Source organism: Pseudomonas arsenicoxydans (assembly GCF_006438915.1).
In the GTDB taxonomy this organism is placed as follows: Bacteria; Pseudomonadota; Gammaproteobacteria; order Pseudomonadales; family Pseudomonadaceae; genus Aquipseudomonas; species Aquipseudomonas arsenicoxydans_A.
Genome location: NZ_RCZE01000026.1, coordinates 1 through 21275, shown reverse-complemented (window position 1 = coordinate 21275; position 21275 = coordinate 1). Strand labels below are relative to the sequence as shown.

The 21275-nt window shown below is 51.2% G+C and carries 13 protein-coding genes and 7 pseudogenes; 14 read left to right on the top strand and 6 right to left on the bottom strand.

From position 1 onward, the window contains the following. The first annotated feature begins 44 nt into the window (after positions 1-44). Positions 45-494, top strand: a complete 450-nt coding sequence (locus EAH78_RS31590) for an FxLYD domain-containing protein (RefSeq protein WP_140672209.1) — start codon at positions 45-47, stop codon at positions 492-494. A gap of 46 nt (positions 495-540) precedes the next feature. On the opposite strand, the gene csrA is transcribed toward EAH78_RS31590, so the two are convergent. Then, positions 541-774 carry a carbon storage regulator CsrA gene (gene csrA / locus EAH78_RS31585; RefSeq protein ID WP_430539956.1) on the bottom strand — a complete coding sequence of 78 codons (234 nt, stop codon included), beginning with the start codon at positions 772-774 and terminating at the stop codon, positions 541-543. A gap of 352 nt (positions 775-1126) precedes the next feature. Between csrA and EAH78_RS31580 the strand changes: the two genes are divergently transcribed. From EAH78_RS31580 to EAH78_RS31555, 6 genes are all read left to right on the top strand, one after another. Continuing rightward, a complete protein-coding gene (locus tag EAH78_RS31580; protein ID WP_140672207.1) occupies positions 1127-1642 on the top strand; it encodes an FxLYD domain-containing protein in 516 nt (171 codons plus the stop codon). 124 nt (positions 1643-1766) lie between these two features. After that, on the top strand, positions 1767-2390 hold the full coding sequence (locus tag EAH78_RS31575; protein ID WP_140672205.1) for a response regulator transcription factor: 624 nt from the start codon (positions 1767-1769) through the stop codon (positions 2388-2390). A 53-nt stretch (positions 2391-2443) separates the two neighbouring features. After that, positions 2444-6109, top strand: coding sequence for an ATP-binding protein (locus EAH78_RS31570; RefSeq protein WP_161599719.1), 3666 nt, complete (start codon positions 2444-2446; stop codon positions 6107-6109). 377 nt (positions 6110-6486) lie between these two features. After that, positions 6487-7110 (top strand): response regulator transcription factor, encoded by a 624-nt coding sequence (locus tag EAH78_RS31565; protein ID WP_140672201.1) that lies wholly within the window; start codon positions 6487-6489, stop codon positions 7108-7110. Between the two features lie 65 nt (positions 7111-7175). Then, complete coding sequence (locus tag EAH78_RS31560) at positions 7176-8366, top strand: EAL domain-containing response regulator (RefSeq protein ID WP_161599718.1); 1191 nt, start codon at positions 7176-7178, stop codon at positions 8364-8366. 12 nt (positions 8367-8378) lie between these two features. Next, positions 8379-8792 carry a response regulator gene (locus EAH78_RS31555; RefSeq protein ID WP_140672198.1) on the top strand — a complete coding sequence of 138 codons (414 nt, stop codon included), beginning with the start codon at positions 8379-8381 and terminating at the stop codon, positions 8790-8792. Between the two features lie 14 nt (positions 8793-8806). Here the strand turns inward: EAH78_RS31555 and EAH78_RS31550 are convergent, their stop codons facing one another. After that, on the bottom strand, positions 8807-9532 hold the full coding sequence (locus EAH78_RS31550; protein ID WP_140672195.1) for a DsbC family protein: 726 nt from the start codon (positions 9530-9532) through the stop codon (positions 8807-8809). A gap of 572 nt (positions 9533-10104) precedes the next feature. Between EAH78_RS31550 and EAH78_RS31545 the strand changes: the two are divergent. Then, positions 10105-10301: pseudogene (locus EAH78_RS31545) on the top strand (IS110 family transposase); the annotation flags it as partial. An 859-nt stretch (positions 10302-11160) separates the two neighbouring features. On the opposite strand, the pseudogene EAH78_RS31530 reads toward EAH78_RS31545, so the two are convergent. Beyond that, positions 11161-12308 (bottom strand): annotated as a pseudogene (locus EAH78_RS31530) (IS3 family transposase). Between the two features lie 249 nt (positions 12309-12557). Here EAH78_RS31530 and EAH78_RS33520 point away from each other — a divergent pair. The 6 genes and pseudogenes from EAH78_RS33520 to EAH78_RS31505 all read left to right on the top strand — a co-directional run. Then, a pseudogene (locus tag EAH78_RS33520) lies at positions 12558-13343 on the top strand (transposase); the annotation flags it as partial. Positions 13344-14023: 680 nt separating this feature from the next. Then, positions 14024-15229 (top strand): alpha-xenorhabdolysin family binary toxin subunit A, encoded by a 1206-nt coding sequence (locus EAH78_RS31520; RefSeq protein WP_140672189.1) that lies wholly within the window; start codon positions 14024-14026, stop codon positions 15227-15229. Positions 15230-15256: 27 nt separating this feature from the next. Next, positions 15257-16303 carry an alpha-xenorhabdolysin family binary toxin subunit B gene (locus tag EAH78_RS31515; protein WP_140672187.1) on the top strand — a complete coding sequence of 349 codons (1047 nt, stop codon included), beginning with the start codon at positions 15257-15259 and terminating at the stop codon, positions 16301-16303. 340 nt (positions 16304-16643) lie between these two features. Next, entirely contained in the window at positions 16644-17783 is a 1140-nt protein-coding gene (locus EAH78_RS31510; protein WP_240051957.1) for an alpha-xenorhabdolysin family binary toxin subunit A, read from the top strand. 171 nt (positions 17784-17954) lie between these two features. After that, positions 17955-18361, top strand: a pseudogene (locus tag EAH78_RS33515) (IS30 family transposase); the annotation flags it as partial. 150 nt (positions 18362-18511) lie between these two features. After that, complete coding sequence (locus EAH78_RS31505; RefSeq protein ID WP_140672185.1) at positions 18512-18973, top strand: DUF1353 domain-containing protein; 462 nt, start codon at positions 18512-18514, stop codon at positions 18971-18973. Between the two features lie 329 nt (positions 18974-19302). On the opposite strand, the pseudogene EAH78_RS33510 reads toward EAH78_RS31505, so the two are convergent. From EAH78_RS33510 to EAH78_RS31490, 3 pseudogenes are all read right to left on the bottom strand, one after another. After that, positions 19303-19838, bottom strand: a pseudogene (locus EAH78_RS33510) (group II intron maturase-specific domain-containing protein); the annotation flags it as partial. Positions 19839-20415: 577 nt separating this feature from the next. Beyond that, a pseudogene (locus tag EAH78_RS31495) lies at positions 20416-21034 on the bottom strand (recombinase family protein). Between the two features lie 95 nt (positions 21035-21129). Beyond that, positions 21130-21275: pseudogene (locus EAH78_RS31490) on the bottom strand (IS5/IS1182 family transposase); the annotation flags it as partial.

Sequence of the window (21275 nt, the reverse complement as noted above, 5' to 3'; positions counted from 1 at the left end):
GAGATATTGCGAGTACTCGTAATTCAAATATCAGGAGGTAAGTAATGCGTAAGAAAAGTCTTTCCTGTCTGGCGGGTGTTGCTCTGGCATTCGGTTATTCCATGAGCAGTTCAGCGGCGCCGGAGTTGCACCTGAACTTCCACATGGGGGGCTCTTCGGGTGGGCAATCCTTTGTGGGTGGCACACTGATCAATAGTGGTGACGCCCCAGTGGCACACGGCTACGTAGTCGTAACCTTGCTTGATGCTCAATGCCACCCTTTGAAAAGTGTGCTGGAGCATTTTGCAAACATTCCCGCTGGAGAAAAATTAGGTTTTCGGGTCCCAATCAATGGTGCGTTGAAGCGTTATCGATTGGCCAGTGTAAAGGGCTTCGATGCCGAAGGTTTTGAAGTGATGGCGGTCGATGATAATGCTGAACTTCTCAAGGGGCGTGAGCCCGCCGATCGCGAGTATTGTGCGAAGGCCAGGGAAGCGGTGGTGCAGAGGGAGTAATGCCGAAGGCAATGTATAACCTTCGGCAACTAATGCTGAAAATCGTCTAAGTGTTTTGCTTTTTTTGCTGTTGGATTTTCTGATAGAGCTCTGATCGGTGGACCTCTACCTCGCCAGGCGCGGAGATACCCAGTTGGACTGTGTTGTTGGTGACGCGTAATACTCGAATGGTGATGTTGTCGCCAATTTTTATGGCTTCGGCTAGGTTGCGGGTCAGTACCAGCATTGGCTTGCTCTCCATTTGAGTGGTGTGTGCCGGTTCGTTCTCTTGGCTTGGCATGAGATTTCCTTTTTCGCTAGAACTCCATGTCGTTGCATGGGTGAAGACAGGGTTACGTGATTGTTCGAGATTATATGTAAGGAAAACCTGAAGGTTTTAGGTGTCTGTGAGAATTGGATGATTGCAGGTCAGTAGGTCGGGCGGAATTTCCTACATTACTTTGGGTGTTTGCTGGCATAGCCTGACTTTGGCTTTTTAGATAATCGTGTACTGAGTAGGATCAATATGATCCAGGGTTTAGAGAAGTAACTGGTGATGAATAGTATTTATGAATATGCGGGTGTCGTCGTGGCAGGTTTCGGCCTGCTGGGTTGGATGAATTTTCAACCTGTACTAGGCCTGGCGTGAAGGAATGTTCTGGCGGGTGTTCGATAGTCCACAGGATGTAAAAACGGTGATTGCAATGTCGCATACGAATGGCTGTACCAGGTGGGGCAGTTTTGTTGCCGCTTTGGGCTTTTCACTCAATGGCTGGGCAGCCGGCGAGGTGTATTTGAATTTCCATACGAGCGGCTCAATCAATGACGAATCATTTGTACGGGGCTCGGTGACGAACAGTGGTGATGCCCTGATTCGCCATGGCTATGTCGTGGTTACGCTGCTGGATGTTCAATGCCGCCCACTGAAAAGCGTTCTCCACAGTTTTGATGCCATTGAGCCGGGGCAGGCGCAGGACTTTCGCGTACCCGTGGAGGGGCGGATTCAACGCTATCGGCTGGCAAGTGTCCGTGGGTTTGACCATGAGGGGTTCGAGGTACCAACCGTGGACGCCCACGCGCCAATTTTTAAGGTGCGCGAGCCGGAAGAACGGGGTCATTGTGCGCAGGCGCGCAAGGCCTCACAGCGCGAGCACACTCCGAAAGTTTAGTGCGAGAGGCAGCTAGAAAAGGATTACCTATAGCGGTTAAATCGCTGCTTTCAGAAGCACTATCCGTCAATCGGGTGCCTCAGTGCAGTCATAAGGAGATAACAATATGCAGGAGCGTATGTAGATGGTTGAGACTGTTGTGTTGGACGAATCGGAAAGAGTACTTATCGTTGACGATGATGCCTTGACCACCCAAGTGCTCAGCTTGGTGCTGGTACGGGCGGGGCATATCGTGGTCGGGAAAGTGACCACGGGGGATGAAGCAATCAGGCAGGTGGTTCGGCATTCCCCAAGTCTGCTTTTATTGGACCTGGATATGTCGCGGCTGGAAGGCTTGGCCACCTTGCGCAAACTGCAATGCCAGTTTCCCTGGCTAGCGGTGCTGGTGGTCAGCATGCTTGATCCTGAGATCTACGGTTTTCGTTGTATGCGCTTGGGTGCGAAAGGTTTTTTGAACAAGGCCGCCGGAATCACCCTGTTGCCCGAATTTATTACGCAAATCCGGCATGGGCAAACGATGTTCCCCTCTTCGGGTCGCATACCCGGTGACGCTTTAAGTCGTTTGTCCGATGCGGAACTGGTCGTGCTGCGCTGTCTGGTGCGAGGCGGCGATGTTTCCAATGCAGCGTCTACCCTGCAAATCACTCGTTCACGGACAAATGTCGTCATCCGCAGCTTGCAAGCTAAGCTTGGGCTGAAGAGCCATGGAGCGTTGATCGATTTCGGTCGACGGGTATGTTTGAGCTGATGGGCTCCATGTCGGTACACGTTCGCTGCATGAATGTTGTCCAGGGAGTTGAGATGCTGACTCGTGAAAGATTCTCCCGCGGTCTGCGTGCCAGTTACTGGCTGGTGCAATTATTGCTGGTGTGCTGTTTTCTATGGGGTAGACCCGTGTCCGCACTGGAGTCGGTACGACTTGAAAGTGATCCTGCGCTGCCACGAATTGAGGTGAACATCGAGCCGACCGAGCGTCAATGGCTGGATAGTCGTCGGGTCGTTCGCTTAGGTACGACAGCCTTAGGCTACCAGCCACTTGAATTGGTGCGTGGGGAATCTCTTCGTGGGATCACCGCGGACTACATAGCCATCATTGGCAGTAGCCTTGGGCTTAAAGTTGAGGTGCGGGTCTATCCTGACTGGACTACTGCGTTGGCAGCATTGACGGCCGGTGAGGTCGATGTATTGGGACGCGGTTCCTCTTATGAAGCGCAATTGCCTGGTATGCAATTGTCGACTCCCTATACCGAAAACCAGCCGGTGCTGGTGGGACGTGGAGGGGATCTGGGCGAGGGTAGCGCATTAAAGGAAGGGCGCTTGGCAGTCGTAGACGGTTATGTCTCGCTCGATGAGTTGCGGATGCGCTTTCCCAATGTACAAATGGACATTTATTCCACTGTTCGCGAAGCCCTGCATGCGGTTGAGTATCAAAACGACCGTTGGTTGATCTGTGATGCCGTCACCGTTGCCTATCACTTATCGCTGGGCGAGCTACCCAGCCTGCGCATGCGACCTTTTATCGGGCCAAAGGAGCAGGGCTATAGCTTTGTCTTTCGCGCCAATGACTATCGATTGCGTTCCATGTTCGATCGAGTGTTGGAAGGTATTCCACGCCTGGCTCAGGCAGAGATACTTGGGCACTGGGGTGTCAATTCGCGTTTTGATTCTGCGAATGTCTCGGTATTTAGCCCTGAACAGCTTCAGTGGCTGGCCGGACGACCTGAAGTCAGAGTGGCTGTGAGTGGGGGTGGTCCCCCTTATGGTTTTTTTGATGATGATGGTGAATTTCGCGGATTGATGGCAGATCTGTTGACGGAGATAAGTCAAAGCACTGGTTTGCGCTTTAAAATGATCGAATACCCCTCCGCCAAGGACATCTTGCAGGGGTTGCGGATTGGCGCCGCGGAAATGACAGTCATGTTGTTACCGACGCCCGAACGAAAAGAAATTCTGCAATTCACCGATTCTTTCGCCAGCAGCAGTTTTGCGCTGGTGACACGCCGGAACACTAGCATTCGACGCCTCGCTGACCTGCATGATCAAAAAGTGGCGATGGTGGAGGGCTCTCCTCCCGTGAGCTACATGCATGAGCGTTACCCGGCGGTAATCCCTGTTTTGACGGCGGATTATATCGATACGCTTGTGGCCGTCGCCGATAGTAAGGCTGAGGCGGCAATTCTGGTCCTGCCAATTTCCCGTTATATGATCAATCAGTACTTTCCTAAAGACTTACGGATTGTGACTTCGTTGGCCCAGATACAGGCCAATCTCTCGTTTGGGGTAGTAAAAAATAACCCAATGTTGTTCGACGTAATGCAGGCTGCGGTGAACCATTTGGAACCCCGGGTTGTGGGTAATCTCGTTGAACGATGGCAAAACAGCTTGCCCGCCAAAACCAGTGTATGGGGAAGCTATGAGCGGAGGATACGTTGGTTCTTCCTGGCGGGTGCTGGGCTGATAGGTTTGCTGGTCATTTGGCAGGGTTTTGCTTATTACAATCGACTTCGATCTCGTGCGGAGGAGGCGCGCCAGGCCTTCCGCAGCGCATTGCTTGATGGAATTCCAGAGTCAATCGTTGTACGTGATTTGCACGGCAGTTTTCTGTTTTGCAATCAGGCCTTTTACAGAACTTTTGATTTACAGGCCAACGAGGTGGTCGGGAGGACCTGGAGCGAAATTGGCGGCTTGGACTCGGCCCAGGACGAAGCTCAGGAGCAAGCATACGAAGCCCTGTTGCAGCGTAACGAATCGCTCGATGTGCGACAAATCGAGCTGATGGTTAATGGTGAAACCTTCACATTCACTCAGTGGGCTGTGCCCCATCACGGCAATGATGGGCGTATTGTGGGGGTGCTGATGGGCTGGATTGATGTATCAGCGACCGAGCGATTGATGAGGCAATTGCAAGAAGTTCGCGACCAAGCGGTTCTTGCCAGCGAAGCGAAGAGCCGCTTTCTGGCGGTGATGAGTCATGAGATACGAACGCCATTGAACGCCATTATTGGGTTGTTGGAACTGACCATGGAGCGGGTCGATCGAGGTGAGGCGTGGGATCGTTCAGCCATTGAAGTAGCGTATTCATCTTCCGGTTCTTTGATGTTGTTGATTGGAGACATTCTCGATCTGGCAAAAATTGAATCCGGTAAGCTCACTCTCGAACCTCAGCGAAGCAGCCCGCAAGAAATTCTTGAGTCGGTTGAACGGGTTTTCCATGGACTGGCACGTCAAAAGGGGCTTTTCCTTGAAGCCAACGTGCAACTCGATTCGGCCAAGGATGTGATGGTCGATGGCGGTCGTTTGAAACAAGTGCTGTCCAATTTTGTGGGCAACGCCATCAAGTTTACGGATCGTGGTGGCGTGAAATTGTCGTTGCGAACTTGGGAGGCGGGCGACAATTTGTGTTTGGTGTTTCTCATTGAGGACACTGGCATCGGCATCTCCCCGGTGGATCAAAAGAGCCTGTTCGAACCTTTCAGTCAAGTGCTCGGTCAGTCGAGTCAGAGAGGTGGAACAGGGCTGGGACTAGCGATCTGTCAGCAATTGGTCGAAATGATGGGCGGCAGCTTGATGCTGGACAGTGCCGCAGGCCGTGGCACACGGATTAAGGTCGAATTGCAAGTGCCCTCGTTGGAGCCAGAAATAGCCCAGCCTCAACAACACTCGCAGGAAACGTTGCAAAGCCTGGCACTCAGAGTCTTGCTGGTCGATGACCATTTGCCTAACCGGCTGTTGCTGAGTCAGCAGTTGCAGTTTCTTGGGCACTCCGTGCACGAGTCAGAAGATGGCCAGCAAGCGTGTGATTGTCTGCAGGTCGAATCCTTCGATGTCGTGATTACTGATTGCAACATGCCAGTGATGAATGGGTACGAGCTGACGCAGTGGATTCGGGCACAAGAGCGCGAAGCCGGGCGAGAACGATGTGTGGTTATCGGCTTCACCGCCAACGCACAAGTCGAAGAGCGTCAGCGGTGTCTCGCGGCCGGCATGGACGACTGCCTGTTCAAACCGGTGAGTCTGGCAATGTTGCGTACCTGTCTTGGGCAATTTGAGCAGCACCAAGTGAGTTCGCCTGTGCCTGTGCCTGAGCCAGTGGCGGCAAATGCGCCGATTGTCGAACTTTCGCAATTCTTCGACCTGGACCTTATTGAGTCGCTCACTGAAGGTAACCATCAGATGATCCATGTCCTGCTCAACGAGTTGCACACCTCCAATGTGGCAGATCTGAATCGGCTTGAGCAGTTACTGGACACCGGGAAGTGGCGGGATATGGGGCAGGTTGTGCATCGCCTCAAAGGTGCCGCTCGGATGGTCGGTGCCAAGCAGTTGATTGAAGCGACCCGAGCCTATGAAGAAGGACTGGCAAAAGCACTGGACGATGACAGCGCGCGCTGTCGGGCGATAGATGTACGCGATGCTGTTCTTCAATTGCAGTTGGCAGTTGTTGAATGGATGTCGACGTCAGCCTGAGTTTTTCAATCATTCGAACTGTTCGGTGCCATGCAAGAATTCGGGGTCTGAACGGTGGTGGGAAAAAATAGAGGGGCGGAGCGAAATGGGGCAAGTACGGAAAACCAGAAGGCTCTGTTTTTTGCGCATATGAATATTAAGGAATCCCCTACGCAGGATGGCGTATTGGCCGGCTGGTTGATTGTTTTTCCTCGTTGAATATGACCGACATTGTGCAAGTGTTCTCAATCATGAATGAAGTGAGACATTTGATTTCAGATCATTTTTTCCGTCAAACATCTCGTTGCTGTCAGTGGTTAATCATTGAGACCAGCCTTGGGTTGGGGGATGCGTGGCTTTGGAGTGATCTTTTTTATTTAGCGCTATAGCAGGTTTATATGAACAAGGTTTTGATCGTTGACGATCATCCAGTGATTCGCCTATCGCTTCGAATGTTGTTGATTCAAGAAGGGTTTGAGGTAGTGGGTGAAGCAGATAACGGGCTCGATGCGGTCAGCGGCATCAAAAAGCTCCAGCCAAATTTTGTCATTCTGGATTTGGGGATCCCGCAACTGGACGGGTTTGGTGTCATCCAGCGTGTAAAGGCGTTGAACGTACCGGTCAGCATTCTAGTGTTTACCGCGCAAGATTCTTATCACCTTGTCATGCGTTGCATACAAGCTGGAGCGCAGGCTTATGTCCGGAAGACCGAAGAAATCGGTGAGCTAGTGAGAGGGCTGCGTGCCACTCAATCAGGCTATAACTTCTTCCCATCCTGGACGGCAGAGCAACCGCTTCTTGGCGACGAGGTTGCTTTGCTGAAATTATTATCGCAACGGGAAATGAATGTTTTTTATGAGTTGATTAAAGGATCCACTAACAAAGCCATCGCGCTCAGCATGGGGTTGAGTGACAAGACTGTCAGTACCTACAAAACCCGTGTGTTGGAGAAGCTCAATGCCGGCAATTTGGTTGAGCTGATCATGGTCGCTCGCCGATGCGGACTGGTCGAGGGCTCGTAACGAGGGGGCTATCGTTTCGTTGCTACAGTTTAATCAACGCAGCTCACACATGCGGTGACCTAGTGATGAACGATATGAAGATCTTGATTCTTGAAGATCACGCCTTGGCTCGGCATATGCTCGCCTTGACCCTTCGGGGCCTGGGGTACAACCATCTTTTTACGGCAGAAAATGGTGAGCAGGCGTTTATTTTGCTCAAAGCGGAGCGCCATTTTGATGTGCTCATTTGTGACATTCAGATGGAAGGCGTCGATGGCTTGAGTTTTTTGCGGGAGGCATATGAGGTTGGGCGCATTGCGGCATTGATCATATCCAGCGGCATTGACGTGGATTTGCGTCTCGCCATTCAACAACTCGCCCGGTTGTCGGGGTATCAGGTACTGGGCGATTTGGATAAGCCCTTTTCTAGAGAGGACTTGAAGTTGCTGCTGGCTCGATACCGTCCGGCCATGCCCGCCAAGTCGTGTACGCAACTCGTTCAACCCATTCTCGCCACTGATGTGAAACGCGCGTTGCAGGAGGGCGAGTTCGTGCCGTTTTACCAACCCAAGATCAATCTTCAAACGCTGGAGGTGATCGGGGCGGAAGTCCTTGTGCGGTGGCAGCATCCAATGCATGGATTGCTGGCGCCTGGATTTTTTTTGGACGTGGTGGTCAGGGAGGGGGGGCTTGATGCCATGACGCAGTTGATAACGCAGCAGGCATTGGGGTTTCTGCGTAAACAGCGGTTGATAGGTGAAGTTGTTCTTTCCATCAATCTTGAGGCAAGCCAACTGGCGCTACCCAACCTTATTTCCAGCGTGCAAAGGGCGCTCGATTCAGAAGGGGTACCCGCCGCAAGTTTAATCCTGGAAATTACTGAAGGTGGGTTGATGATTGCGCCCATCTCAAGCATCGAAAACCTGGTGCGCCTGCGTTTGTTGGGCTGCGGTATTTCCATTGATGATTTCGGGGCCGGATTTTCTTCGCTGCAGCGGGTGTGCGAAATGCCGTGCACCGAGCTGAAACTCGATGCAAGTTTTATTCACAGCATGCCCCATAACCCAAGAACCCTCGCAGCGGTGGATAGCTTGTTGCACCTTGCGCACAAGCTCGATATTTCCCTCGTTGCGGAGGGTATTGAAACGCCCGAACAGTTGGCGTTGTTGCAGGATCTTGGTTGCGCGGTGGGTCAGGGGTATCTGTTTTCCAGGCCGCTCTCGGGAGATGCCTTCATCCACTGGCTCAGGGATTACAACCAGTTTCAGGCCAAATAAAAGGAAAAGTCATTGTTTTGCAAAGCAGATTCACTGCGCGACCTTAATTTTTTACTGGTAGAGGATCATCCTTTTCAGCTGATCGGCTTACAGATGTACCTGAATCGCCTGGGGTTCTATCGGATGACGCCAGCGCTCGACAGTGCAGAAGCACTGTCGATGATTAAGGAAGGGCGGCGCTTCGATGTGTTGCTGTGTGACCAGCATCTGGATGGGGACTTCGGGTTAGATCTGATAGCAAAAATCCACCAGCTCGGCGGGGTTGAACATGCCTTGTTGATTAGCGGCATCGATGCCCCAGCTGAACTTCGGCAGTTACTGAGAGAAGCCCAGCAGCGGAGGTTGCCCTTGCGAGCGTGCCTGAGCAAGCCACTTTCGGAATCAGTGTTTATGGATGTGATGGCCGGCTTAGGCTGTGTTCGCTGAGCTGTCGAGGGGACCTATTTCACCGACAGGGCAATTTTTGCCAGTTCTGCTGCCGGTCGGTACCCGGAAATCATTGTGCCATCGGCAAGGACAATTGCGGGAGTGCCTTGAATGCCGAACACTTCCCCCAGTGCGAGTTGCTCGTCCACCGGGTTCTCGCAGTTGGCGGGGGCCAATGCCTCCCGTGACTTCGCTTTATTCATAGCGCTTCGACGGTCATCGGCGCACCAGACGCTGACTAGAGTGTTGTAAGCGGCAGAGCCAGCCCCTTGGCGCGGAAACGCCATGTAACGTACTTCAATGCCAGCCTTGTTCAATGCAGGAACTTCTTCATGGAGCTTCTGGCAAAAACCGCAGTCCGGGTCGGTAAACACGGTGATATGGGTTTTCGGTTTTTCAGGTGAAAACACCACCATGTCGCTGACTGGTACGGCATTCAATTCTTTGGCTACCGCGCGGTTCTTGATTTGCTCGGTCAGGTTGACTGCCTTGCCATCTTTAAAATCGAATAAATAACCTTGCAGCATGTGGCGCCCATCGTCGCTGAAATAAAGCACGCGTCCGCCGGAAAGATGTGCCTCGTGGATGCCTGGCAGAGGGCTGGCGACAAAGGTTTGAATCTCGAGGTCGGGCTGAATGGCTTTCAAGGAGCTGCGAATCGCCTGTTCTGGGGATTCGGCGAGTGCCAGAGAAGCCGTGAAGCACAAGAGAGTGGCACTGATTACGTGTAGTGGGCGCATTGGATCTGGTACTCCGTTTGGACATTGGTGACAGGCTTGCCGGGCGCTGGTCTGCTCGCTCGACTTTGATAGGGCTATTTTCATTGTCCATGCGGTTGGGCGAGTCAGGGGATTGCTGAACTGCGTGTAGGGATTTACTTCAAATCGGGAGGCGGCGCGGGCTAGGGCGGCGAAAGAAACCCCGGTTATTCACCAGTGTCACGCCGGCCGCATCCATGTTCATCGTCAGGCTTATAAAACTTCGCTGATTGATTTCTTGCCGCATTCTCGCAGGAGGCTGACCTTTAGGGCGAAGAGGGCGAAGAGGGCGAAGAGGGCGGAACGGGCTGGCGGCACGGCGTTCTGGCTGCCTTCGGTCGACTCGCGCCGGTTCCCAAGCCGCGCCGGTATGTTGGAGGGGATTCCTACATGCGATCTGTTTTTGTAGCAATGTAGTATTGCAATGCACTGCAAAATCCCTTGATTCAGCGCGGTTTACGGACGATCCACCTAATGAGATGGTCAGCCCGGCACGGTATAACCCCGCTAAATATAAACCTACAGAGGTTCTCACTTACTTGCGGAGACCTCTCATGGACATCTTGGACTTGCTCGGCCTAGATACTGGAAAAACACCTCTCATCTCACAGGGCTCGACGCCAAAGGCAAGGAAGTATTGCGCAAGAAATTCAATTGCAACCGCTTGCTTGAGTTTGCCGCATGGCTGAAGCCTTGCACCATAGCCGTCGAGTATTGTGGCGCTTCAGACTCGCTTGCCTGGGAGCTCTTGTAACCCCGACATCGGTCCTATCATTGCTAGCGCGCTGCTGGTCGAGTCGGGGACACCTCCAATTTCACTCATATGCGAAAGAGCGCTTTCAGGGCTTGGCGAAAAACATCACTCAGCAGACGACATTGTTCGCGTTGTCGAATATGTGGATCGTGTGAAAGTGGTTGTAGAGTGCGGGGGGAGCGTCTGTAATACCAATCGCCCTGAAGACGCGTGATTAGAGGGGAACTCATGAGTTAAAAGCAGAATAAGGTCTGGTTTTCGACCGGGTAAGTGTTTTTTTAACCTCATGCAGAGAGGACATCAAAATCGGTGGTTCCCATTAGCCGACATTGCGCATTTCAGGCCAAAGTTGAACAGACCTTTAAAAACATTCATACATGAACCGTCGTAGATGCTAGTCTGGAGACTCCTACATAGTGAATACAGGAGTACACCACCATGTTCTCACATGAAAGTATCCCGTTGATTTCACTCGACATCATCATGCTACTTTGCGTGCTTGCGGCATTTATCCATCCATTACACGCCTTCTGGAGTTGGGTTCAGAGGCGCAAAAATGGATCTTCAGTCGGGAAAAGGGAGTGCCAGCCTAAGCCACCTCAAGCTGAACGACTTCCAGCATAAGGAAGGCCGGAGCCGCCGGGTGCTGTATGCTGCCAGTCAGATGCAAAACACCCAGCCCAGTCGGCCGGGCTTGTTTATAAGAGGTATGCTGTACAGCTTAAAAGCCAGCTGTAGCCCGTTCCGATGAAGGGAAATGCTTACCACTATTGGCTCTTTTCGTCTTGAAGAATATCCGAGCTTCACAAAATTCGGCTGCACTATGAAAGCATGGCAAGGTAAGACACTGTAGTGGTCAACTAATCCCGGACACGACGTTAAGTTTTTTCTCGGCCTGAGCTGGGGCCAGTCCGTTGTTGAATTGGTGCGGTCTGATTCAGTTGTACCGATGCATCAGGTAATGACTGATGTCGCGGTGCGCTTCTTGAGCTGTCATGTAGCCCACGGTCGGTATCCATTCAGTTTTCAAACTGCGAAACACACGCTCCATCGGCGCATTATCCCAACAGTTTCCACGACGGCTCATGCTTTGGCACATGCGGTAACGCCAGAGCCGTTGGCGAAACTGGCGACTGCCATATTGACCCTGATCCGAGTGAAACAGCAGCCCTTGAGGCCTGCCACGCTGCTCGTAAGCCATGTCCCACGCCTTGATGACCAGATCCGCATCCGGCTTGTTTGACAGCGCCCAGCCCACAATCCGGCGTGCGTAGAGATCCAGAACGACAGCCAGGTAATGCCATTTCCTTTGAGCCCAGATGTAGGTGATGTCGCCACACCAAACCTGATTCGGCGCCGGCACATCAAACTCTCGATTCAAGATGTTCGGAATGTCAGGGCGCTCAACCGTCGCTTGTTTGGCATGTGATCCAGGTTGTTTGCTGACTAACACCAGTTGCCGCATCAGTGCCACGCACTTTGAACCGCCCGATTTGCTCGCCGTCTTCCTGCATCATCGACACGATACTGCGGCTACCGGCAGCGCTTCGACTTTGCGTAAACAGTTCGTTGACCCGACTACGCAACCGAAGTCGCTCAACGTCTGGAGTTCGGCGCCTGAGGCGGTGGGCGTAGTAACACGAGCGAGTGACATCAAAGACTGCACAAAGCCAATCGACCGGCTCTTGGGCGCTCAGTTGATCAATCAGCGCGTGCGCTCGTGCTCTTCCGACATCAAGAGCGCGGTAGCCTTTTTTAAAATGGATTTCTCCCGCTCAAGGCGAGCGATTCGAGCTTCCAGTTCCTGAATTTTCTGTTGCTCAGGCGTCAGCGCTTTACTCTGCGGAGTAACGCCGTCGCGCTCCTGCTGGAGTTGATTAACCCAGCGACGCAACGCGGACTCGACCACCCCAAGCGAGCGGCTGGCTTCGATATGGGATCGAGCACGAGGCCTGCGGCCTCGCGTTTGAATTCAGCGGAAAAGGAACGACGTTGTTTGGTCATCAGACACCACTATCTGGCGAGTATTCTCGCCTAAATGGGTGTCCATTTTCATTAGACCACTACAACACTGCACTTGCGCGGGTCGTGGTAGTGTTCGGTGCGGCGATTATTGGCGGCACTGAAAAGCGTACTAAAACTAAAAAAGATCCTTCACGGAATCCCTAGAAACACAGAAACAAGAAAGCCGATTTGACTGATGATGTTTGTGCGAGCAAACACATCTAACTAACCGGCATTCTTAAGCGCGGTATTAATGCTTTTCTTCCTTTTTGGGAGGGCTTTACTGTCGTCACGATCAAGCCTTACGGTGTCGCCCTACAGATTGATCTGGCTCCCCACGCCAAACGATTTCCTTCCTGTGGTAGCTGCCAAAGACCTTGTTCAACCGCGCGTGAATATTGCGAGCGGACCGTTCGCGATCTGCCCATTTTCGGTCGCGCGGTGCGCCTCAGCCTTATGCTCAGGCGGATGGCTGCCGCGATTGCGGCAAGCGCATGGAGGCCGTCAGGTGGCTGGATCGCTATGCCCGCATGACGCGCCGCCTGGCCGACGCGGTCATTCAAGCCTGCGAGCGCCTTCCCACCCTGCACATGGCTCAGATGTTTGGACTGCATTGGAATACCGTTCGGTTGTTGGATCGTCGAGCCTTGCAAGCGGCGCTGAGCACGTTGCCGACGGCGCAACCACATCGCCTGATGATGGGAATTCGCTTGTTCAAAGGTCATCGTTACGCCAGCGTTGTGCTGGACGCCGATACACAGCGGATTCTGTGGATTGGCGAAGGCCGTTGCCGGGCGGCGGTTCGGACGTTTTTCGAAAAGCTGGGGTCTGAGGGGAGCGCTCGAATCGAAGCGGTGGCGATGGACATGAATACCGTTTTTGATCTGGAGATTCGTCAACGCTGCCCGAAAGCGCGACTGATCTACGATCTCTTCCATGAGGTGGCCAAAATATGACCGAGAGGTGATTGATCGGGTTCGTGTCGACGAAGCTAACCGGCTGCGCCACGATAAATCTGCTCTCAAGGCGTTGCAGTTATTCTATGAATTCAGGATGCATAAGATCATACATCGAGCGAGCGCCTGTTTATTGACTGTCTGAGCTCGGACATTCGAAGTCTTAAAGTAGTATGCATTGGTGTATTACTGTGTTTTGGTCTTTACTTTCATCCATATATCGTGTGCTGCATGTGGCTAAAATCGATCGAACTTTCTAAACGATATATAGTTGCGTAAGCGATCTCCGAGCAAGTTTGCCAAGGGAGAGTAACAAAAGATCAAGTGTTCACGTATTTCTCGCAAGTTTCGGGGATTAACGCATAGCGTGCAGCGGTGTCTCGGCATGCATTGGCTTTTTTCTGGCGCAGTTCGCCCATACACATCAAGTGTTTTCGAGCCTTTAGTCTAAACGTTCAAGTGGATTTAAACAGTTTACGACATCGTTATCTCAGCTCTAAAGGCAAGCTGAGGATTATAAGAATAAATTAACCGTTCGGCCAATAGATGATGAGTATGGCCGATGATAGAAAATCCGTTACTTGCTGGATACAAAGGCGCCACGCCCTCCGCAATCCCTACTCCCAACCTAGGCCTAAGTCCGAAATCGGCCCCGGTGATGATATTTCGATGCGGTTGCCCTAGAGTTAATAGGCAACAGGCGAGGTTCGAAATTCCTTCGGACCTATTGTGTATATATCATACATCGAGATGAAGAATATGGCTGCTCCTCAACAAACATCAGCAACTGATAGTAAATTCGTCAAGGACGCAGTGGATGTGCTTGCGGGAAAAGGTGTTGAGCAAGCTCGCAGCGGGGGTATTTTAACCAAAAACGATATTATTTCGATCAAGCTATATGTAAAACAAGGGCTGGCGCTCCCTAGCGTACTGCCTGAAGTTGAAAGCTTTTTGAACTACAAAAGTATCGGTGTTGCTGGACTTGAGCCGAGCGATGTTAAAGTTCTCTTCAATAACATCAAAGCCCATGCCATCAGCTGGACAGCGATCGAAGATCAAATGCTAAAGCAAAGCATCGATTTAGGGATTGCAGCCAGAAAAATTCTCAGCACTGGTGGTGCCATCGTTGAAATTATCGATGAAATGGATGCCGCTGTTAGTGGGCGAAAAAAATTGGGGGTTTGGAGCGAAGAAGAAATCGCGGGAATTAAATACACAACTGACGACGGGCTCATCTCAACTGAAGTAGGGTACATCATCAAGTCGATGAGGACTGATGTTCTAAAGCAGCAAAGCAAGACACAAGAGCTTGCTAATATGCTTAAGAGGTTCGAGGTCGAACTGGCAGGCGGACAGTTGGCTGACGGCCCCCTCCTAACAGGTTTACAGGGCCAACTGAGCGGCATGTATGATTTGATGGTGCGAAACGAATTCGTCAAATCCATCGCCGATGATAAAGTTGCCATTACTGAAAAAAAGGAACGAATCATTCAGCTGGATAAGGACTATAAACACTTCTGTGAATTGACCGCCACAGGGATCGCGGGGGGGCTAATCGGTCTTGCCATCACAGGGGGGATTTTTGGTTCAAAGGCCGAAAATGCACGGCGTGAGCGGGAGGCAGTTGTAATGGAACTTGCCGCTCTTGAGGCGCACGTTCTGAACAAAGAAAATCTACAAACCGCCCTAGAAGCTAACCAGAAGTCTTTTTCAAATGTTCACAATCGCATGCTCGATGCGGAACAGGCGGTGAATCTCCTGAAAAAATCTTGGGCAACTATTCTGCAGAACATTGACGCATCTGCTGAAGAATTTCTCGACATCAATGATGCAATGTCACTCCTGCGCTTCAGCCTCGCATTTCAAGAGGTTATTGATCCGTGGGCCGTGGTGAAAGATAATGCAGGCGACTTGGTTATTATCTTTAACGAAGCGCTTGAAGAATACAAAAAAAACTACAACTAACGTTTCGCACATAATAGGATGCTTAAAATGAATCAAGTCACGCCAATCAATGTCGGACAAATTCCTGCTGTTGATGCAAGAAACATTGTTCGTACTACACGAGATATTGCGAAACTGACAAACTTTTCCATTCCTCTGCCTGACGATTACTTACAGGATACAGTTCGACGAGTTTCGTTGTATTTGAAGGTTGTGGATGCGACCCTTCGGGAGTCTTTTCCGATGTTGCTGACATCGATTCAAAATTCGTACGGTCAGAAATATTTTTCTGTCATTGATGAGTTAAAAACTGAACTGGACAATCCTGAACTCTCTGCCGATGATCGAGCATTGTTCAATACCGAAATCGCGTACTTCAAGGCATCGGTCGTTACTATGCTGGACAAGGTGTCAGCAAAATTCATCAGTCAATCGGAGAGTGTCGGCAAACAAGCTCTAGACATCTACAAGCTAGAGATTGGTGACCGAATCAACCCTACGCTCCAGCGGGCAAAAGAACGCATGGCGCGTATCTCAAATCAATTGACAGAGGTCAGCAAAACCAAGGAAAGTTACGTACAGCAGCGTGATACGCTAATCATGGCACAAGATGTTATTCGTGAAACAAATCTAGCCGATATCTTTCAAACGTATCTGCCTGATAGCGCCGCACTGGACGGACTGAATTTGACTAATCCGAAAAAGGAGGCGATCAAACAAGCTATTCAACTGGTCAAAAAGCTCCTAGGCGTTCTCTCTACCGCCATCAAATATTCTGAACTGGCGACAGCACGGAACAATCTGGACAAGGAAATCGACAAACTTACTCAAGCCATCGCCGGCCTTAACAGTGAACGCAAGCTTGCCGAGGACACCTTGGGTGATGTTCTCGCCGTTGGGGAAGTCAATCAGCTGCGCATGGTGGCGCTTAAGGAAATCGATCTCGTGGCGAGCATCTGGAAGCAGTCTACTATGAGTCTTGGCATACTAAAAAACAGCGATTTTACCAAGGATGATGTTGCTGCTTTGCTCAATCGCTACAAAGTTCATCTGGAGGTGTTTAGTTCTGACTATCATAATGTCCTGCTTACTTGACTGGATCGTGCGCTAGATTAGGCTGCATTGCCAACAACTGATCCCGTCAAATCATCGGTGAGGTACTTATTCACCGGTTAACTTTTCGTTGGATCGCGGCGCCGTGAGTGTCTTCCCCGGAGGGGTACGTTGATCTGTACAGTCTTGATACTCGTAATTCTTATGAAACTTTTACAAATTTTCATTTGCAGGCTTTTATGCGCGTATCAACGTCGTTCCGGGGATCTCCGATTTAAAAATTTCTTTCTGGCTATCGAGGCCTACGATGTACATACCCTCTAGAATGTTGGAACCCAACGATACAACCAACAGCCACAACCTTCCTCAGAAGGTGCTACGCATGATTTCGTCTTCCTACACTGAAGTCGCGCGCAGTCCTGGTGTGTTAACAAAGGAAGATCTCATTAAAATAAAGACATATGTCAGGAATGCTTTGTTTCTGCCGAGCGGGCTTCTTGAGGTTGTGGAGTTCCTCAAATACCGGACTTGTGGTATCGCCGGCCTGGAGCCCGAGGATATTTTAATACTATTTCAAAAAATCAAATTACACGCTTTAAGCTGGGAAATAATGCAAGACAATGTGATTCAACAAAATACCAGTTTGAAGCTTACCGCTTCTAAAGTCATTGATAATGGCAACCAGATTATCTCTGCGATCAAAAAAATGCCTCTCATGGCGCGAATATCAGACACCTTGGAGGATTTTAGCGATACTGAACTTGAAGGGATGAAATATACGACCGATGATGACAGAAGCGCATTTGCCATCGGGGATATTATTCAATTAATGGCATACGATATTGCCATGGCCCATTGGTTCACTCAGCAGGTCAAAGATCGTATTACAGATTTCAAGGTCGAGTTGGCTGGTGGAGAGTTATCGGATGGCAATCAATCCATTGGACTTCAGTCTGATGTAGATTTAAAGTATCAAATACTGGAGCGAAATGATCGCATAAAATCTATTGCTGATAATAAAGCTTTGATTGCTACAAAAACGAATCAAATTACTCAGTTGGCTATTGATTATGACTATTATGTAAAGATGTCATTTTCAGCGGGATTGCCTATCTTGTGGTGGATTTCGGCTTCCATCTACGGCCCGAAAGCAGAAACCACAAGAAAAGAGCGGAATAAACTTCAGGCGGAGGTAAACGCTCTAAACCATTTAGTTACCAATCAGGAGAACTTGCAGCGCGCTTTGGATAGTACAAAGGCAAACTTTGCTGATCTGGCCATCCGAATGCTCGGCGCCGAAGCGTCGCTGAATATCCTGAACACGATGTGGCAAACGATACTCAGTAATCTCAATGCATCGATGGAACAGTTCGCGGGGATCAATGATGCATTGAGGCTCTCGACCTTTGCTACTGACTTTGCGAACGTCATCGCGCCATGGGCGGACGTGCGACACTCCGCCGACAAATTGCAAGCAGAGCTCACTGCAGCGTTGGATGAATTTGAACGCAGTGTCTGCTAATCCGAAGTAGCGAGTTCATGATGCGATGGTTTCACCAGCTCGGGGGTGGATTGTTGTCAAAATATTTCAACAACTCGCTTTTGATTTTCAGTTACTAGAGGGTGGTCTTGCGCAAGATATGCATTTCATTGCCAGCACCATGGGGGGTAGAAATCCCCGTCCAAGGCCGGCGGGGGGGGGGGGGGCGACACGGTGAAKGGGGTGGGGCGGCAATGGTCATCCTGGTTGAGCGTAAAAAACAGTATATCTGAGCGCTTACCTGGTCAAGCGCCTCACTCGCCGTCAAGTCACCCGGGCGATCAATTGACAGTTCAAAGGGCATGTGGTCCACGCACTCTGACGGAGAGCCGTTGCCAGTAGTAATTTTGCCGATCCGTATTCATGCCGCCAACGAGGCACGAATGAAAATACCAACGGTTTGCTCCTGCAGTAATTCCCCGCGGTAGGGACTTCAGTAAGCTGACTGTGCCGCCGTAAACCTGGTGGTCGCGCAGACCAATTTACGTCTGAGCAAGTGCTTGGGCTGTGAGGCGCAGTACGAAGTGTATGCAGGGGTTAGCGTTGCACTCATGTGTTGAATTCAGGCTTAGAAAGAAGTCGGCCGCACGACATTACCCGACCAATTTACCTATCCGTGGTTAATGGGCTGATAAAAGTTAAAACGCTAGGTGAGCGGCGACTCCGTATCCGGTTCTCACATATCACCGCTTCAAGAGGAAAAGCCGACTATGAGCCGCACGTATCCATATTTCGATGCTCCATTGGACACTCGCTATGACGCAGAAGGCAGCAGGTTGCTCGGTCGAGATCACTGGCGGGTGCTTCAGCCTTTTCGGTTAATACTCAGTAAACGGCAGTGGGTTTTCGTGCCGGCCGGGGTTCTGACTGATGGTGGAACTATCCCTAGGATTGCCCTAAGCCTCGTTTCCCCGTGGGGCAAGCTTGGGCAAGCTTATGTTATGCATGACCAGCTGTGTGAATACCTGTCAATTACAGTTGATGGCGCTCCTATCAACATTTCACGCGCCAGATGCGACTCACTTCTGTACGTGGCACTTGACGTATTGGGCGCCACTAAAAAGGAAATCGCCGTGGTGGCTGGAGCAGTCGAGTTATATCGCAATTTATCTCAGGCAAACCTGCCATCGAATATGTCGATGAAAAGATCGCTTGAGTCAAAGTGGATGTGAGTTCGGCAGAGCGCTATTGATCGATGCACAATTGAGGGGGGAAGCGAGCTTCAAGGGCTTTCGCAGGCATGAGTCTTCGATGGCCGAACAGGATTTTGGAGTCCTAGACTCATCAGCATCCATTCATGGTCGATCTCATCAATGATCAACGTGAAACCCTGGAGATCGCTTCGCGCTACATACCCGAGGCAGGCGTCGAATTCGGTAGTTCCGCACGCACGGATATGCACGGAGGGCAGCTAACCGCCATCTCTACCGCGAATCGAGTAGGAGGCGCTTTACAGTCGCCGTCTTTCGCATGCTGTACTTACTGCTCCGTATGCGGCGGTTCAGGTTATGCGGCTAAGCCGTTTTAACGTATCCAGTTTCGAGGCCAGTCCAAGTCGATTCCACAGTTTCTTCGGTAGCACCTGATTCATATGTTTCGCTCCCGAGGTCCACCATGTGCCTCGAGCCATTGACTGCAGATTGCCACCCCACGCTTCACCGAGCCCCAGAATATCAAGTTGTGCGCCCTCGTAGAGGCTGGTTTCATTGACGCCAGATACCACAGCGAAATTTGTGACGCATCCAGCCGTTCAGTCCCTCAAGTGGGCGTTTGCTCTCACTTAGCTTAAAGTAGCCAGCCCAGCCAAGCAGCACGGGATCTATCCGCTCGACGCAACAGTTTCCTGAGTCGGTCGCGGAAGCGATACAGTTTCATACTCACCACTCTCATCTTCGGCTGTTGCTGCCAGCTCATCCCATAACCCAGATAGTCGCATTCTCAAGGATCTACCATGCGGCTCTTTTCTTAGTTTAGCGCCTGTTTCAGATGCAGGCTCAGGAAGCGCTCAACGCGGACCTGATGTAGTGGTCCTGCTTGTAAGCGATACCATTGCGGTCATCAAGCGCGCGGAAAATCACCAGTGTAGGCTTCCCTTATAAGGATCGATCCAGTTTGGCTTGTCGATGCGTTTGAGGTCGAGCGAAGAGATATCGAACTACCAACAATTGTGGGCGTGTTCCCCCTGAAAACACACAGCAACGGGCTCCTGTGTCAAATGCGAATGGTCCAAGTGCTAGCGATCCAGATAACGATTGACAGTCGGTTTGGTCAATAGCCCATCGGGGGCATTTATTAAGCCTTGCTTCGTCTCAACACCGAAGTCCTCCAGCAGCTTTGATCGCGCTGGCTGTGGACAAATGGCGCTTGCTCTTGTCGGTGGTGCGAAGTTTCAAAGCTGCGACCCGATCGCGATAGCGCACTAATTCGGCTTGTGGAAGGATTCGTGGTTTATCGTGGTCGGCACGATGTATCGCGTTTGGGTTTACGGTGGACCGGGTAGACGACACACCATATAGCTCGGCAATGGCGTGTACCTGCCTGGCGCGCTTGGGTTTTTGCGCGGAAAACAATCCAGTTGCTGCCCAGTTGCAACCGCGAATCTGCTGGAATTTGCTTATGCTACGTGAACGGCATCGCTGTCAGTCTTCGCCACGTAGCTATACAACGTCTTGCGGCCAATGCCGAAATCACGTGCAATCTGCACCTTTGTTTCGCCGGAAGCTACCCGCTGACGCAATTCAAAAATCGGCTTTGGGGATAGCGCTCTTTTCCGGCCCAGATAGACCTCGCGCTGCCACTCACGGATAAAAGTTCGTTCAAGCCCGCGAAGGCGCCCATTACCAAAAGCATCAGCGTAGCTATCGGTGAGTCGTCGCCAATACAAGTCCACGCTTCCTTAACGAACTCGATGCGAATACCGCGTTTAACCAGTTCCTGGACAATACCGCGCAAGTCGTCAAGATTGCGCGCCAATCGGTCCATGCTGTGCACGATGACGATGACGATGACGATGACGATGACGACTTCGCGGACAAATGCGAGCAATTCGGCAAGTTGCAGCCGCTGGATAACCTTGCCCGACGTCTGTCGATGAATATACGATCAACCTGGACATGCTCCAGCTGACGTTAAGTATTTTGCTCCACCGTACTGACTCGAATGTAGCCGACGCGCTGCCCTAGGGATGGTCTGAAGTAGCCATGTGTTTCTGGCTGTCTTCGGCCACCACCGATTTTGAAAGTGGCGAGTCGATCCCAAACGCTCAGATCACTGACTCATTCCTGTCTTTTTACCCGCTGCGAGCACCTCGCGGCGGCTATTCCCCACATTACAGGCACACCTCTCCGGCATTGCTCAATAAATGTCGGCGGGCCATCCATAGATTCGACAATGCAAACAGCGTCACCAACTGCGCCGTGTTCTTGGCTAGGCCACGGAAGCGAGTTTTCACATAACTGAACTGACGCTTGATCA